This is a genomic window from Streptomyces sp. NPDC006476 (assembly GCF_040612015.1).
GTDB classification, from domain to species: Bacteria; Actinomycetota; Actinomycetes; order Streptomycetales; family Streptomycetaceae; genus Streptomyces; species Streptomyces griseorubiginosus_B.
Genome location: NZ_JBEXPK010000035.1, coordinates 1 through 15,758, shown reverse-complemented (window position 1 = coordinate 15,758; position 15,758 = coordinate 1). Strand labels below are relative to the sequence as shown.

General features: G+C 69.9%; 13 protein-coding genes and 2 pseudogenes. 7 read left to right on the top strand and 8 right to left on the bottom strand.

Features of this window, described 5'->3' with window-relative positions; all coding sequences use genetic code 11:
* Positions 1-14: 14 nt before the first annotated feature.
* A complete protein-coding gene (locus tag ABZZ74_RS32620; RefSeq protein ID WP_003992243.1) occupies positions 15-374 on the bottom strand; it encodes an NADH-quinone oxidoreductase subunit A in 360 nt (119 codons plus the stop codon).
* Positions 375-1,141: 767 nt separating this feature from the next.
* Between ABZZ74_RS32620 and ABZZ74_RS32615 the strand changes: the two genes are divergently transcribed.
* Positions 1,142-1,945 carry a C40 family peptidase gene (locus ABZZ74_RS32615; RefSeq protein ID WP_356771099.1) on the top strand — a complete coding sequence of 268 codons (804 nt, stop codon included), beginning with the start codon at positions 1,142-1,144 and terminating at the stop codon, positions 1,943-1,945.
* A gap of 633 nt (positions 1,946-2,578) precedes the next feature.
* Positions 2,579-3,208: a peptide deformylase gene (gene def, locus ABZZ74_RS32610; RefSeq protein ID WP_356771097.1), complete on the top strand. Its 630-nt coding sequence runs from the start codon at positions 2,579-2,581 to the stop codon at positions 3,206-3,208.
* Between the two features lie 386 nt (positions 3,209-3,594).
* Here def and ABZZ74_RS32605 read toward each other — a convergent pair whose 3' ends face one another.
* Positions 3,595-4,887 carry a geranylgeranyl reductase family protein gene (locus ABZZ74_RS32605; RefSeq protein ID WP_356771095.1) on the bottom strand — a complete coding sequence of 431 codons (1,293 nt, stop codon included), beginning with the start codon at positions 4,885-4,887 and terminating at the stop codon, positions 3,595-3,597.
* 97 nt (positions 4,888-4,984) lie between these two features.
* On the opposite strand from ABZZ74_RS32605, the gene ABZZ74_RS32600 reads away from it, so the two are divergent.
* Positions 4,985-5,509, top strand: coding sequence for a GNAT family N-acetyltransferase (locus ABZZ74_RS32600; protein WP_356771093.1), 525 nt, complete (start codon positions 4,985-4,987; stop codon positions 5,507-5,509).
* 83 nt (positions 5,510-5,592) lie between these two features.
* Positions 5,593-5,931, top strand: a complete 339-nt coding sequence (locus ABZZ74_RS32595) for a PASTA domain-containing protein (RefSeq protein WP_356771091.1) — start codon at positions 5,593-5,595, stop codon at positions 5,929-5,931.
* 149 nt (positions 5,932-6,080) lie between these two features.
* On the opposite strand, the gene ABZZ74_RS32590 is transcribed toward ABZZ74_RS32595, so the two are convergent.
* On the bottom strand, positions 6,081-6,776 hold the full coding sequence (locus ABZZ74_RS32590) for a demethylmenaquinone methyltransferase (protein WP_356771089.1): 696 nt from the start codon (positions 6,774-6,776) through the stop codon (positions 6,081-6,083).
* Between the two features lie 23 nt (positions 6,777-6,799).
* Positions 6,800-7,421, bottom strand: a pseudogene (locus ABZZ74_RS32585) (acyltransferase family protein); the annotation flags it as partial.
* 2 nt (positions 7,422-7,423) lie between these two features.
* Between ABZZ74_RS32585 and ABZZ74_RS32580 the strand changes: the two are divergent.
* Positions 7,424-8,283, top strand: a pseudogene (locus ABZZ74_RS32580) (hydrolase).
* A 9-nt stretch (positions 8,284-8,292) separates the two neighbouring features.
* On the opposite strand, the gene ABZZ74_RS32575 reads toward ABZZ74_RS32580, so the two are convergent.
* The 4 genes from ABZZ74_RS32575 to ABZZ74_RS32560 form a co-directional block, all read right to left on the bottom strand.
* On the bottom strand, positions 8,293-8,733 hold the full coding sequence (locus ABZZ74_RS32575) for a hypothetical protein (protein ID WP_356771087.1): 441 nt from the start codon (positions 8,731-8,733) through the stop codon (positions 8,293-8,295).
* 21 nt (positions 8,734-8,754) lie between these two features.
* A complete protein-coding gene (gene mqnC / locus ABZZ74_RS32570) occupies positions 8,755-9,954 on the bottom strand; it encodes a cyclic dehypoxanthinyl futalosine synthase (protein ID WP_356771085.1) in 1,200 nt (399 codons plus the stop codon).
* Positions 9,955-10,044: 90 nt separating this feature from the next.
* Positions 10,045-10,908: an A24 family peptidase gene (locus ABZZ74_RS32565; RefSeq protein ID WP_356771083.1), complete on the bottom strand. Its 864-nt coding sequence runs from the start codon at positions 10,906-10,908 to the stop codon at positions 10,045-10,047.
* 8 nt (positions 10,909-10,916) lie between these two features.
* Positions 10,917-13,889 (bottom strand): BTAD domain-containing putative transcriptional regulator, encoded by a 2,973-nt coding sequence (locus ABZZ74_RS32560; RefSeq protein ID WP_356771081.1) that lies wholly within the window; start codon positions 13,887-13,889, stop codon positions 10,917-10,919.
* A gap of 464 nt (positions 13,890-14,353) precedes the next feature.
* Here ABZZ74_RS32560 and ABZZ74_RS32555 point away from each other — a divergent pair, with 464 nt between their 5' ends.
* Together ABZZ74_RS32555 and ABZZ74_RS32550 are read left to right on the top strand one after the other, a co-directional pair.
* Positions 14,354-14,833, top strand: a complete 480-nt coding sequence (locus ABZZ74_RS32555; protein ID WP_356771079.1) for a hypothetical protein — start codon at positions 14,354-14,356, stop codon at positions 14,831-14,833.
* The coding region (locus ABZZ74_RS32550; protein ID WP_356771077.1) for a hypothetical protein at positions 14,830-15,758 on the top strand (929 nt) is incomplete at its 3' end. The genes ABZZ74_RS32555 and ABZZ74_RS32550, both read left to right, overlap by 4 nt.

The window sequence follows — 15,758 nt, the reverse complement described above, 5'->3', positions numbered from 1 at the left end:
TCGTTAAAGGCCCCTCAGTCCCATTCCAGGCCGCCGCGCCGCCATACGTACGCGTACGCGACGAAGACGGTGAGCACGAAGAGCAGCATCTCCACGAGCCCGAAGATCCCCAGGGCGTCGAAGGTGACGGCCCAGGGGTAGAGGAAGACGATCTCGATGTCGAAGACGATGAAGAGCATCGCCGTCAGGTAGTACTTGATGGGGAAGCGCCCGCCGCCGGCCGGCGTGGGGGTCGGCTCGATACCGCACTCGTAGGCCTCGAGCTTGGCCCGGTTGTACCGCTTCGGACCGATCAGCGTGGCCATGACCACGGAGAAGATCGCAAAGCCTGCCCCGAGGGCTCCCAGTACGAGGATGGGCGCATAAGCGTTCACCGCTCCTCGCTCCTCTCAGTCGGCACTGACTGCTGGCGATGGCATCGGACTCACACCGGCCTCATACGTCTCTCTCACCCCGCTCGTCCCGGCGAAGATCGAGAACATGTGAAGCAGGTCACAAGCCCAACTGCCTCGCATCTTATGCCCGACGCTCTGTGATCTGCGACACGGGGTATTGCCCAAGCTTTGTGATCTCTACCACCTGACGAAGGATCATGAAGTCCGAAGAGAGGTGATCTTCGCACGAGAGGCGTCCGACTGATCACCAGAGGTGACATTTCTGCTCGTCGGCGCAGCTCGCGGGGGGCGTCTCAATATCAAGAGACTTCCCTTGCATGCAAATTGGTGCTGGACCGGATGTCTTGATAAGGGGCCGCGTTCACACGTCAGGAGGAGGTGTGGGGTGCGGTGTGGACGCGTGCACGCGTTCACGAGCGAGTCCCGGTCGCGATCCGGCCGCAATCGGGTCGTGATCTTCCCGCAGGACGCGGGCGATCTCGTAACCGTTGCGTGACCTCCGCCACATCCACAAGAGCCCCCCGAGAAGAGGGCTTGGCCAATGGTCCCAACCGGTGGTAAGCGCGGGGCAATTCGGGCGTATAGACGAAACACCGTGATCACGGGCCCGATGGGCGACGTCCGCAATGTCCGTTACGGCGTCAATAAAGAACTCCGCGAGGGGAATTTGGGCCGCCCATTGAGCAACTGTGGCGCACCACACGTTTCTTGTAGGTATGGAGGAGCCCCTGATACCGGTTGTTCTCATGTCCCACACCGCTCACATACGCAACCACCGGAAACCCCGCCGCAACGCGACGACGAGTCTCGCGGTGCGTGCCGGAGTTGCCGGTGGTGTTCTCAGCATGGCGGCGGCGGGTGCGTCGGCCTCGGCGAGCGCCGCCGAGACGACGCAGACCCTGCAACTGCCCACCCTGACGGCCGACCTGGCCGCTCAGGTCGCCCAGTCCGCGGACGCCACGCAGCAGGCGGCCGCGAACTACCAGCTGCAGGCGGAGCGTGACGCGGCCGCCGCGAAGGCCGCAAAGCAGGCCAAGGCGGACCTCGCCGCGGCCAAGAAGAAGGCGGAGGCCAAGAAGAAGGCCGAGGCCGCCCGCAAGGCCGCCGCCGAGCAGGCCGCGTCCCGCAGTGCCGAGCGGACCACGCTGGCCGCCACGACGACCAGCACCGCCTCCACGAGCTCCTCGACGGCCACCGGTTCGGCCGCCGCGGTCATCGCCTTCGTGAAGGCACAGATCGGCGACGCCTACGTCTCCGGCGGCACCGGTCCCAACTCATGGGACTGCTCCGGCCTCGTGCAGACCGCCTTCAAGCAGGTGGGCATCAGCCTGCCGCGCGTCTCGCAGGACCAGTCGACGGCCGGCACCCAGGTCTCGCTGAGCAATCTGCAGCCGGGCGACATCCTGTACTGGGGCAGCGCGGGCAGCGCCTACCACGTGGCGGTGTACGTGGGCGACGGCATGTTCGTCGGCGCGCAGAACCCGTCGACCGGCGTGGTCGAGAAGCCGCTGTCGTACGACCCGCCGACCGGCGCGGTGCGGGTGCTCTGACTCCCGTCACGACATGGAGGGCCGCAGCCGCTCGGGGGCAGCGGCCCTCCGTCACACCGTTCTTGGCCCCTTGACCGCCGGCGCACCCCTTGACCCTCAGCGCACCCCTTGACCGCCGGCGCATGGGTGCGTTCGCGGTTCTGCGGCCCGAGCCGCCCAGACCGGCACCGCAGGGTCCGTGAACCAGCCGAGGCGGTCGTCTCGCCGGTAAGGACCGTTTCGCCGGATTCGTCGAGGCTGCCCCTGAGTTGGGCCACGGCTCGGCGACGTTTCCTCCTTTGTGCACTCCTTTGCCACCCTGCCATGCGGCATGTCCGGCTTGTTCCGCGCGCCCATCGAGTGCGCCTCTTGTCGCCGAAGGCGTCGTAGAGACACCGCCGCCGAGAACGGCGACCCGCCTACCGGAGCCGCGCTCGCGGGAACCGTCGGCCATGAGGCGAGCGGGTCTGCCACCTCCCCTGACGCCCGCGAGGAAGCGTCTGTGGGTATGCCGGAGTTCTGCTGCGGCTGCCGGATGGGTTCTGTTGTCATGAATCCCGGAGGTCAGGGACGGGTTCCGGGGGCCGGAACCCGTTGTCCCGCCGCCACGGCATTCTCACAACGCACACGGCAGACACAACAAGGAGCCACGCGATGCCCAGTGTTTTCGTTCAGGGCCGCCCCGTCGACTCGTATCCACGGCTCGCGCCGGAGGCACGGCGCGGGACGGTGCGGCGCGTCACCGAGGTCGGGGAGGAGGTGCTGCACAAGCCGTGCCGGGACGTCACCGAGTTCGGGCCGGATCTCGCGGCACTGATCGACGACATGTTCCTGACCATGTACGTCGCTGACGGGGCCGGACTGGCGGCGAACCAGGTAGGGGTCGATCTGCGGGTGTTCGTGTACGACTGCCCGGACGACGACGGCGTGCGCCACGTCGGGCACGTCGTCAACCCGGTGTTGGAGCAACTCGCCGCCTCCGACAGGCGCCTGCTCGACGAGCCCGAGGCCTGCCTTTCGGTACCGGGTGGCTGGATGGACGTGCCGCGGCCCGACCGGGCCGTCGTGCTCGGTCTCGACAGGGACGGCAATGCCCTGCGCGTCGAGGGCACCGGGTACTTCGCCAGGTGTCTGGCCCACGAGACCGACCATGTGAACGGCCAGGTCTACCTGGACCGGCTCTCCGGGCGGGACCGCAAGGAGGCACTGAGGCGGATGGCTGACCGGCGCGACGAGGTGTTCGCCCGCCGCGCGGCCAGGACGGCCGAGCTGAGCCGAGGCTGACGGCCGTGCGGGACGGCGGCCCCTGCGGTCGGGCGGTCGGGCGGCCCGGCGATCGGGGTCAGGGCTCGCGCCGGTCGGGGTCAGGGCACGCGTCGGTCCGGGTGCGTGGCGGCCAGTTCTCGCTCCCGGGGCGTCAGTTCGTCGTTCCGCACCGGCGTGACCGTGGTCCAGTGGGCGGCGGCAGCGGACGATCGTCCAGCCACCCACGTCGTTGCCGCGACGGCGCGCGTACGCCGTCGCGGCCGCCAGCACCGCCATTCAGTCCGTGCCGTCACCCGGGTCCGGGCCAGGGGTCGTTGAGCCCCCGGCTCGGGTCCTGACGCGATCCATATGCCCGGTGTTCCGTTTGGCGCTTCCGTGCGCGCCCACGACCGCGGTGACGCGGACTACGCCTTCGGGGCCACCTTGCTCAGCCCGTTGATGATGCGGTCCATCGCGTCGCCGCCCGTCGGGTCGGTGAGGTTGGCGAGCATCTTCAGGGTGAACTTCATCAGCACCGGGTGGGTCAGGCCGCGCTGGGCCGCGATCTTCATGACCTTCGGGTTGCCGATGAGCTTCACGAAGGCGCGGCCCAGCGTGTAGTAGCCCCCGTAGGTGTCCTTCAGCACCCGCGGGTAACGCTGGAGCGCCATCTCGCGCCCCGCGGGGGTCGCGCGGGCGTGGGCCTGGACGATGACGTCGGCGGCGATCTGGCCGGACTCCATGGCGTAGGCGATGCCCTCGCCGTTGAAGGGGTTCACCAGGCCGCCGGCGTCGCCGACGAGCAGCAGCCCGCGCGTGTAGTGGGGCTGGCGGTTGAAGGCCATCGGCAGGGCGGCGCCGCGGATCGGGCCGGTCATGTTGTCCGGGGTGTAGCCCCAGTCCTCCGGCATGGAGGCGCACCAGGCCTTGAGGACCTCGCGCCAGTCGAGTTCCTTGAAGGAGTCGGAGGTGTTGAGGACGCCGAGGCCGACGTTCGAGGTGCCGTCGCCCATGCCGAAGATCCAGCCGTAGCCGGGCAGGAGACGGTCCTGGGCGCCGCGGCGGTCCCACAGTTCCAGCCAGGACTCCAGGTAGTCGTCGTCGTGGCGCGGGCTGGTGAAGTACGTCCGGACGGCGACGCCCATCGGGCGGTCCTCGCGGCGGTGCAGGCCCATCGCCAGGGACAGCCGGGTCGAGTTGCCGTCGGCTGCCACCACGAGCGGCGCGTGGAAAGTGACCTCGCGCTTCTCCTCACCCAGCTTGGCGTGGACGCCGGTGATGCGGCCGGTGCGCTCGTCGGTGATCGGGGCGCCGACGTTGCAGCGCTCGAAGAGCCGCGCGCCGGCCTTCTGCGCCTGGCGGGCGAGCTGCTCGTCGAAGTCGTCGCGCTTGCGGACCAGGCCGTAGTCCGGGAAGGAGGCCAGATCCGGCCAGTCGAGCTGGAGGCGGACGCCGCCGCCGATGATGCGCAGGCCCTTGTTACGCAGCCAGCCGGCCTCCTCGGAGACGTCGATGCCCATGGCCACGAGCTGCTTGACCGCGCGCGGGGTGAGGCCGTCACCGCAGACCTTCTCGCGCGGGAACTCGGTCTTCTCCAGCAGGAGCACATCGAGTCCGGCCTTGGCGAGGTGGTACGCGGTGGTGGAGCCGGCCGGCCCCGCGCCGACGACGATCACATCGGCGGTGTTTTCGGAGAGGGGCTCAGTCTCGACGGTCACGGCGGGATCTCCCCAAGTTCGAAATCTGCGTGCCGACCGGCACTGGACATGGGCAGTCTATTCAGCAGAATTGATCACCCGGCTGAAGGGCTGCCCCGTGAACCGAGCTCTGCCTGTCGTACGGCTGCGCGTCCCCACCGACGAGGACGCGATCGCCTGGCACCGGGTCTTCGACGACCCGGAGGTCATGGAGTTCCACGGCGGCAGGTCCGCGGAGCTGTCGGTCTACGAGGAGCTGACCGCCCGCCAGCGCCGACACGACGCGGAGCTGGGCTTCTGTCTGTGGACCATGGTCGGCGAGCAGGGCGAGGTCATCGGCTTCACCGGCGCCCAGCCCTGGCCGCGGGAGTGGGGCCCGACAGGAGAGATCGAGATCGGCTGGCGGCTCGGACGGGAGTTCTGGGGCCGGGGGTACGCGACCGTGGCGGCGCAGATGACGCTGGAGCGGCTCAGGGCGGCCGGGGTGCCGAGCGTGGTGGCGATGGTCAGACCCGGAAACGAACGGTCCATCGCGGTCACCAAGCGCCTCGGGATGGAACTGGCGCAGACGTTTCCGCACCCGTGGCTCCCCGAGGACGCCCTCTGCTTCCGGCTGGATCTACAAAACGGTCACTCACAGTAACTGACCGCTACAGAAAGACACTTGAGACTTCCGGTCACCACCCCCGCGCGGTTACCCTTCCAGTACCGCTGGGGGTGACATCTGTGCACATACCGCCCAAGACACCCGAAGTACGAGTTCCGAGGCTCGTCGGACTGATGGCCATGGACGCGCGCGAGGCGGCGAAATCGCGCGGTCTGTTCATCAACGCGCCGGACCGGCCCGACTTCCATCTCACCGCCGTCGAGTACGTCGTCCGCCAGTACCCCGCACCCGGCGCCGAGGTGCCCCGGGACTCGATGGTGTACGTGTGGTTCGACTTCGGCGAGGGAGAGGGCGGCGGAGGCGTGCGCGAGCCGCGCATCCCGCGCCCCCCGACCGGCGGGATGCAGCGCGAGCTGGACGAGCCGGGCGACCCCTACGCCGTCGTCAGCTCCGCCTGAAGCCGTCATCGGCTCCGCTTGAAGGCTTCGTCGGCTCCGCCTGAAGGCGTCGTCGGCTCCGCCTGACGGCGTCGTCAGCTCCGCCTCAAGGCTTGGTCGGCTCCGCCTCAAGGCTTGGTCGGCTCCACCTGAAGCCGCCGTCGCCGTCGTCAGCCCTGCTTGAAGCCGCGGTGCAGGGCGACGACCCCGCCCGTGAGGTTGCGCCAGGCCACCTTCGACCAGCCGGCCTTCTGCAGGTGCCCGGCCAGCGCGGGCTGGTCGGGCCAGGCACGGATGGACTCGGCGAGGTAGACGTACGCGTCGGGGCTCGAGGAGACCGCGCGGGCCACCGGCGGCAGGGCCCGCATCAGGTACTCGGTGTAGACCGTGCGGAAGGGCGCCCAGGTCGGGTGGGAGAACTCGCAGATCACGACCCGCCCGCCGGGCCTGGTCACCCGGTGCATCTCGCGCAGGGCCGCGTCGAAGTCCTGGACGTTGCGCAGGCCGAAGGAGATGGTCACCGCGTCGAACGTGTCGTCCTTGAACGGCAGCCTCGTCGCGTCGCCCGCGGTCAGCGGCAGCCAGGGATGCTTGCGCTTGCCGACCTGGAGCATCCCGAGCGAGAAGTCGCAGGGGACGACGTACGCGCCCGTGCGGGCGAACGGCAGCGAGGAGGTCGCCGTACCGGCGGCCAGGTCCAGGATCTTCTGCGCGGGCCGCGCGTCGACGGCTCTGGCCACCTCCCTGCGCCACGCCCGGTCCTGGCCGAGCGACAGCACGTCGTTGGTCAGGTCGTACCGTTCCGCCACGTGGTCGAACATCGAGGCGACTTCGTGCGGCTGCTTGTCCAGGGATGCGCGGGTCACGCGGCCATTCTTGCAGCCCGCCCTCAGGGAAGAAGCGTCGGCTTCTTCTTCCCGGCCACGTCCTCCACCCATCCACACGCAAGGACGAACCCCGCGATCAGGATCCAGCCGATGCCGAACATGAACCACTGGCTGTCCAGCGGAAGCCACTTCTCGAACGCGGGGACGTTCCAGAACTGGTCGATCAGCGGGACCGCCAGGATCAGCGCGATCTCGTGCCAGAGGTAGATCGTCACGGCGCGCGCGTTGAAGATCGTCACCAGCCGGTCGGTACGGCGGAAGCGGGTCAGCCCGGCGAAGTCGATCCTGAAGCAGGCCTTGGCCCACATCAGCAGCAGGACGTAGCCGGCCGACCAGAAGGCCTGCGCGAGCGGGATCTCGTCGAGGTCGTAGGTGCCGGCGTCGGCCTGGTGGGCGAAGGCGTACCAGCCGCCGTACCCGACCGCCGCCAGGGAGCGCACGACGACCAGGGCGGGCCGCAGCCGCCGCAGCAGGCCGTCGCGGTGGGCGAAGCCGAGGATCCAGCAGAAGAGGTACGTCGACAGGTCCCACAGGGCGCTGCCGAAGCGGTTGTCGGGGCCGGCCCAGACGAAGTTCAGGACCAGGAGGGGGGGCGAGGGAGAGGAACAGGACGGGCATCGGGGCGTCTGTTTGCCCTGGCCACGGCGGGATGCTCCGCGGGGCCGAAGCAGACCGCCGCCGACACCTCCTCAAGCACCACCTCCTACGCCTCCTCAGGCGCCACCTCAAGCCCCACCTCCTACGCCCCCTACGTCAGCGCGACCGAGGCCTCCGCCAATGACTCCAGCGGGTCGCCGTCGACGTACAACCTGGCCTTCGTGATCTCCGACGGCAATGACTGCACGCCCCGGTGGAACGGGGAGGACGCGATCGCGGACACGGCGGTGAAGTCCCGGATCTCCCGGCTCACGGCGGACAGCGGGACGGTCCGGGTCTCCTTCGGCGGGGCCTCCGGCAAGGAACTCGCGGCGACCTGCGACAGCGTCTCGAAGCTGACGGCCGCCTACGCCACGGCACTTGACGCCGCCGGCTCCAGCCAGGCCGACTTCGACATCGAGGGCGACGAACTGACCGCCGCGGACACGGTCGCGCTGCGGTCGAAGGCGATCGCGGCGCTGCAGAAGGAACGGCCCGACCTGGAGGTCTCCTTCACGCTGCCCGTGATGCCGTCCGGACTGGACTCCGACAGCCTGGCGCTGCTGGAGTCCGCGAACACCTACGACGTCCAGGTCTCCACGGTCAACCTCATGACCATGAACTACGGCGAGTCGTACGCCGGGGACATGGGGGACTACGCGCTACGTTCACCCTCTCCGACGCGGCGCAGGTGCGGATGTTCGCCGAGGAGAAGGAGATCGCCTGGGTGTCGATGTGGTCGACGTTCCGGGACCAGCAGTGCGCGAAGGGCATTGGCACGGACGCGGCGACCGACTGCAGTGGGGTGAAGCAGAGTTCGGGGGCATTCGGCGAGGCCCTCGCCGGATGACGACGGGTCCTAGCGGCGCCGGTGCACCAGACGCCCGGCGCACACCGTCGCCAGGCAGGCGCCGGTCCCGTCGAAGACGGCCAGGTCCGCCCTGCCGTGCACGGTGATCGCCGGTGACTGCGCGGAGGCCAGGACCAGCAGCTCGTTCCGGGTGGCGGCCGCGCGCAGTTCGGGCGAGTCGACGTACTCCCGCAGGACGGCCGTCGCCCCCGACTTCAGCACCGCGTGGACGCGCTCGCGGGGGCTCGGGGCGTCCGGCAGCGGGCCCTCGTGGACGCGGCCCGGTCCCAGCACCCCCGGCCACGTGCGCACCCGCGCCCCGGGGAACCGCTCCAGCAGCTCCTCCGACGGGCCCACCGCGGCGATCCTGCTCCCCTCGACCGCCACGGCACCGACCTTGACCGTCTCCGCGCCGTACCGGAGCTCGTCCGCCGCGTGAATCGTCAGCACTGAATCGCCGGCACAGACAGGTCAGTTGGAGGCGAGCAGCTTCAGCTCGGGGTGTGCCGTGCCGCCCGCGATCGCCGTCGAGGAGATGTGGGACATCACGCGCTCGTCGACCGGGTCGTTCGCGGGGTCGTCGTGGACCACCAGGTGCTCGTAGGTCGTCGAGCGCTGCGCCGGGACGCGGCCCGCCTTCCTGATCAGGTCGATGATCTCCAGGCGGTTGGAGCGGTGCTTGGCGCCGGCGGAGGAGACGACGTTCTCCTCGAGCATGATCGAGCCGAGGTCGTCGGCGCCGTAGTGCAGGGACAGCTGGCCGACCTCCTTGCCCGTGGTCAGCCAGGAGCCCTGGATGTGCTGGACGTTGTCCAGGAAGACCCGGGCGATGGCGATCATCCGCAGGTACTCGAAGATCGTGGCCTGCGTACGGCCCTTCAGGTGGTTGTTCTCGGGCTGGTAGGTGTACGGGATGAAGGCCCGGAAGCCGCCCGTGCGGTCCTGCACGTCACGGATCATCCGCAGGTGCTCGATCCGCTCGGCGTTGGTCTCGCCGGTGCCCATCAGCATGGTCGACGTGGACTCCACGCCCAGCCCGTGGGCGGTCTCCATGATCTCCAGCCAGCGCTCGCCGCTCTCCTTCAGCGGGGCGATCGCCTTGCGCGGCCGCTCCGGCAGCAGCTCCGCGCCGGCGCCGGCGAAGGAGTCGAGGCCGGCCGCGTGGATACGGCTGATGGCCTCCTCGACCGACACCTTGGAGATACGGGCCATGTGCTCGACCTCGGACGCGCCGAGGGAGTGGATCACGAGCTGCGGGAAGGCGTCCTTGATGGCCTTGAAGTGCTTCTCGTAGTACTCCACGCCGTAGTCCGGGTGGTGGCCGCCCTGGAACATGATCTGCGTGCCGCCCAGCTCGACGGTCTCCGCGCACCGGCGCAGGATGTCGTCCAGGTCGCGCGTCCAGCCCTTGTCCGTGTCCTTGGGGGCGGCGTAGAAGGCGCAGAACTTGCACGCGGTGACGCACACGTTCGTGTAGTTGATGTTCCGCTCGATGATGTACGTCGCGATGTGCTCGGTGCCCGCGTACTTACGGCGGCGTACGGCGTCCGCGGCCGCGCCCAGCGCGTGCAGCGGGGCGTCGCGGTAGAGGTCGAGCGCTTCTTCCGGCGTGATGCGTCCACCGGCGGCGGCACGGTCGAGCACGGACTGGAGGTCGGCCTTCTCGGTCACCGGGCGTCCCTTTCGTCAAGGGTTGTGGACGGCTGCGTCCGCGGTGCACGGACCGAACCAGCCTACGCCAGCCCTCCGACAACCCCGACGTCAGGCCGCGTACGCCCCGATGAGCAGCCCCAGGAACGCCCCCGTGATCAGGAACGGCCCGAACGCGATCGCCGTCTTGCGCCCGGCCCGCCGCGCCACGACGAGCGCGCCGCCGTATAGCGCGCCGAGCAGGAACGCGGCGAAGGTCCCGAGCATCACCGTCGCCCACCCGTACCACCCGAGCACGGCCCCGAGCCCCAGCGCCAGCTTCACGTCCCCGAAGCCCATGCCGCCCGGGTTGATGAGGAACAGCAGGAAGAAGGCACCGCCGAGCGCGAGGGCGCCGTACAGCGCGGTCGGCCAGTCGCCCGCGTGCTCCGGTACGAGGGCGACGAGTCCGAGCAGTACGAGCGCCACGCCCGCCAGGGGAAGCGTCAGCGGGTCGGGCAGCCGCTGCACCCGGAAGTCGACGACGGCCAGCAGCACCCCGACGGGCGCGAGCAGCAGCCAGACCGCGAGTTCGGGCCGGGTCCCGGTGGCGGCGGCGAGGGCGGCACAGACGAGGGCGGTGGCGAGGACGAGGGCGGGGGTACTGGGGCCGTACGACGGCGCCGGCGCGGTCTCCCGGGCTGCCCCGACGGCTGTATCGGCCTCCCCGGCAGATGCTTGGGCTTCCTTGCCCCCTTCTCCGGCAGCCGCTCGGCCCTCCTTGCCGACATCTCCGGTGAGGGCGCCCGCGCACTCCCCGCAGCGGGCCCGGCCGAGCCAGCCGCCGAGCCGTCCGCCGATGCGGTGCTCCCCCGGGCACGCCTCTCGCCAGCTCTCCCCCGACGGTACCGAGAACCGGTACGCGGCCCGCGGCAGCAGCGATCCCGCCGCCGCGCCCCACAGCGCGGCGACGGCGACCAGCGCCCCCGTGCTCACCCCGGCGTTCATCCCACCGCGGCGACGCCGGTGCGCCAGGACGGCAGCAGTTCGTCGAGGAGGGCCTCGGTGCGCGCGGGCAGCCCGCGGGCACCGCTGCGGTTGACGAGGTCGGAGGCGAGGGACTTCAGACGGTCGGTGTCACCCGTGGCGTGGGTGGCGCGCAGCAGCTCGTTCCACAGGCGCTCGTCCGCGGGCGCGGAGTTGAGCGCCGCGTTGAGGGCCTCGATGGCCTTCTCCGCGCGGTCCTTCTCCAGGTGGAACGCCGACAGCGCGAGCCCGATGTCGGCGACCAGCAACGGGAGTTGAGCGTCGATGATCTCGTGGGTGAGCCAGCGGTAACGCCCCTCGGGCCGGTCGGCGAGCAGCGGGCCGCGGACCAGGACCAGCGCGTCGGTGAGCAGTCGCCCCCGTACGACACGGCTGTCGACGCCCTTGCCCTGGGTGGCCTCGTGGTACAGCGAGCGCAGCACGTCCAGGTCGGAGACGACGGACTTGGCGAGCACGAGCCGCCCGGTCGCGTCGGCGGACAGCCGGGGGCTGCCGTCCGGATCGGTACCGAGCCAGACCCGCAGCCGCTCCAGCAGCGCGTCCCGCACGTCCTCCGTGACGCCCCTCGGCCACAACGCGGAGGCCAGCACCCGGGGATGAACGCCCTCGCGGTGCAGCAGCAACAGCGCGAGCGCCTCGTGGAGCAGCGCGCTGCGCTCCCCGTCCGGGGTCTCCAGCCCGATGATCTCGTACGACCCGACAAGCCGTGCGTACACCGCGGGCCGCCCCTGCTCGCTGATGTCGACGAGGAACGGCGGTGTGGGCGTGGGCCCTTGGGGATCGCGCTCGGGGTCGGCCTCGACGAACAGCTCGACGACGGCCCGCTGTTGTGCCGACGGCAACAGCTGGGCGTCGAGTTCGAGGCCGAGGAGCGGGGCGAGCAGCTTGCCCGCGCCGGTGATCTCCATCTCCCAGGCGGCGCCGGGCAGATCGCCGGTCTCGGTGCCGACGAGGTAGCCGATGCCCAACCTGCTGGCGTCGGAGGCGAGTTCGGCGAGCTTGACGGCGTCCTCCGGGGAGGGCTGGGCGGCGAGCAGGACGAGGTGCGGCGCCCAACGGGTGTGCTGGGCGGGCCCGGTGCGCCCGGTGAGCACGGAGTCGTGGCCGGCGGCCCCCAGAGCCCCGCGCCGCTGCCGGGTCTCGGCCTCCATGGTCTCGATCAGGTCGTCGATGCCGTCGAGATGACGGAGCCGGTTGGGAGCGAGGGGAGTCAGATCCTCCCCGAACCCGACGAGCGTGATCGTCATCCGGTCCGACCACCCGTTGGTCGCCAACTCGGCGGCCACGGAGGCGAAGACGGCGGCCCGGTCGGCCTCCCGCCCGCTCAGCGAGACGATGCCGGGCACGGCCTCCAGATTGAGCAGCAGCCGGGAGTCGTCCATGGTCCCGAGGCTGACGAGACCGGGGTACGGCGCCGCAGTATCCACCTCCGGGTACCGCTCGGCATCGCTGCGGGCCAGCATCCAGAACGTCTGGTCCTGCCCGAGCTGCCAGGGCGCCGGCGGCTTCCCGGCGGGCTGAGCGAGCTGCAGATGCAGGTCGCCGTTGGTGAGCCAAGCGGCGTAAACGGTCGGCAACGGCCGCGACTCCCCGGCCAGTTGCGCGGCCAGCCCGCGCAGGGAGCGGTCGAGCAGTCGTACGGCCTCGGGGTCGGCGCCGACGAGGAGCGCGTCCTGCGCGTCGGCGGCGTCCCCGGTCGGCGTGGGCGGCTCCATACCGCGCCGGCCGCCGACGGCACCGAGCGCCGACTGCCACAACGCCTGCCGACGCCGACGGCCGAGGGCACCGAGGAGACCGGCGGCGAGGAGGGGGGCGGTGAGGAGGGCTTCGGAAAGACCGAACGAGTTGGAGTGGGAGTGGGAGTGGGAGCCGGACTCGGAGGCGGTGGCCTGCTGCTGGTGCTCCTGGTTGGCTGCGGGCCGCTGCTGAGGTACGGAGACCTGCTGGCCGCCGCTTTCCTGCGCGTGCGCACCGGACTTGGCGTAGTCGTGGATCTGCTGCTGCACCTCGGGCGAGACCTGCGCGTTGGCGTCCGGCATCTCCACGAGCTCGCCGCCGTGCGCGTCCCCGGGCATCTCCATGATCCAGCCTGGCCGGATCAGACTTGCCTCGGACAGCCTGGAACCGTCCGGCTGCACCCGGTCCTTGTTGAGCTCGTAGATCTCCTTGTACCGCCGTCCGTCGCCGAGGTGCCGCTGGGCGATCTCCCAGAGGGAGTCATGGTGACGCCCCTCGGGCGGCTGGATGCGGTAGTACTTCGTGTCACCGTGCTGCTTGGCGGTGACCGCGGCGTCGGCCTGCGCGTGGGACGCCTGCTCGGCGAGGGCGGCGGCGGTGTGCGCGGCCTGCTCCTGCTGCTGGGCGAAGAGACCGGGCGTCGCCTGGGCGGCGGCCACGGTCGGCTTCTGGTTCCCCTCCAGGCTGTGACCGAGCTGCGAGAGCCCCGGGGTCAGGCTGGCGGCGGCGGCGCCGACGAGGAGCAGCGCGGCGACGAGCTGCCGGGCGAGGATCTGGCTGGGGCCCGCCCCCGGAACGCGCCCGGGTACGCCGACCCCGCTGAGCGCGGCCTTCACCTCCACCAGCACGCAGGCCGTGAACTGCGCCCAGGCCAGCCACACCACCACGGTGAGGATGTGGATGAACGTCCAGACGGTGATCTCCTGCTGCAGCCAGTCGAGGCTGGGCGCCCCGCTGGGCAGCGGCCACCCGATGGTGACGGCGAGCGCACCCGGCACGCCGACGACCAGGACGAGCAGCGCGACGAACGCGAAGAACGCCTTGACGAAGTCCCCGAAGCTGCGACGCCGGATACGGACGGGCTGCGGGGTCCGGTTCCTGGGAGCCGACGAGTTCGCTGCCGGGCTGCCCGTCGAGTTGCCGGTTGACCTGCCCGTCGAGCTGGACGAGCTGGAGGTGCGGCGTCGTGGCATGGCGGGTGTCCTGGGGTCGTGTGCGGGCGGTGGCCGGGCGTGCTGCTGGAAGCGGTGCGGGTGGGTGGGTGCTTGGGCGTACTGAGCCTACAGAGATCTTATGAACTCTCATTTACAAGGCCGAAGCCCGGATACATGACTGAGACCTGGATCGTCCGCCCGTTCGCGTCCGCGACACCCTCACTCCGCACATTCCCCACACAATCCCCCACCGCCGCTCAAGGCCCCCTTACCCGCCCCTGATAACTTCGTTCCCCGTTGCACACAGCCGACTTCGGGGGAGATCAACCGTGGCCCGCCGCGCACTGACGTCCACTGCCGCCGCGTTCACCTTGGCGGCGACGCTGCTGCTCACTGCGTGCGGTGGGGGTGACAAGTCATCTTCGGACGACATCAAGGGAGCGGACACGGGTTCGGCCAGCCCATCGGCTTCGGTCTCTGCGTCCGACGCGGACGCTCCCGATGTGAGCGTTCCCAGCGACTTCCACCTGGTGTTCGACTTCGAGACGCCGTCCGACGCCAAACAGGCGGCCGCACTGGCCGGCGCGGAGAACTTCATCCGGGCCCTGAAGCACGGCATCGCGCAACAGGATCCGAACGACCCGGCCTACCAGTACTACTCGAGCGGCCAGGCCGCGAACTACGCCAAGTCGCAGATCCAGGCCTGGGTGAAGGGCAGTTGGACGGTCACCGGCACGGACAAGTACTACGACGCCAACGTCACCTCGCTGAGTGGCGGCAAGCGTGAACTCGTCACCTTCTGCCGTAACCAGGGCAAGTCCTTCAGCAAGGAGATCAAGACCGGCAAGATCCTCTACACCGACGAGAACGCGGACAGCTATGTGAAGTATCAGTTGCTCGTGTTCCCGCCCAGCGGTTCCACCAAGGTCTGGAAGACATCGGTCGTGGATGTCACGGAGCGGGCGAAGGAGTGCCAGAAGTGAGGCGGCACGCGCTCTCCGGACGCCTGCTCCCGGCCGCCGGCGTCACCCTCGTGCTGATCGGCGGCGGAACCGCGCACGCCAATGACACCCCGCCCCCGTCCTCCGGCTCCCCCGGCACCTCAAACTCCTCGGGCGGCAAGCACGGCAGCGACATCTACGCCTCGGCCACCTACTCCACGATCAAGGTCCGTCAAGTCAGCGGTCCCACCGGCGGCAAGCGCGGCTCGATCGCTTCCGTGGACGTCAACTGGAAGCCCCCCGCCTGCTGGTACGAACCCGTCTTCACCGGTCAGGAGCTCAAGGACTTCGTGGACCGTACGGACGGCGACGGAGACGTCGGCATTCACGAGTCCTGGTACGGCAAGCGCCTGTGGACCGACCACTACCAGGACGGCAAGCCGGAGAACAACTTCGACGACACCAACAGCGTCGCCGAGGGCTACAAGAACTACAACATCGGCAAGGACGGCTACTTCTGGCGCAGCGTCGCCCCGGACGAGAGCGACCCGGACTCCTGGGACTGCGGCCGCATCATGTTCTGGCAGGACGCCAACGTGGTTCCCAAGGTGCCGCACGCACCCACGCCCGAAATGCTCGCCGACTACGCCTACAACCAGATCAAGGTCCCCAACACCGAGATCGAGCTGAAACCCACCGCCAAGTCCACGGTCAACCTGCCCACTTGGGTCTGGCTGGACAAGGGCACGTTCCAGGACGTCAAGGTTCGCGCGGAACTCCCCCGTACCAACCTCTGGGCCGAAACGACAGCCAAGCCGGTCGCCCTCCACCTGGACCCGGGTACCGGTGACGCGACGACCTTCCCGGCCTCCGGCGACTGCACCATCAACGACGACGGCTCGATCGGCACGCCGTACAAGCCGGGCGACTCGGACAAGACCCCGCCCTGCGGCATCACCTACCTCAA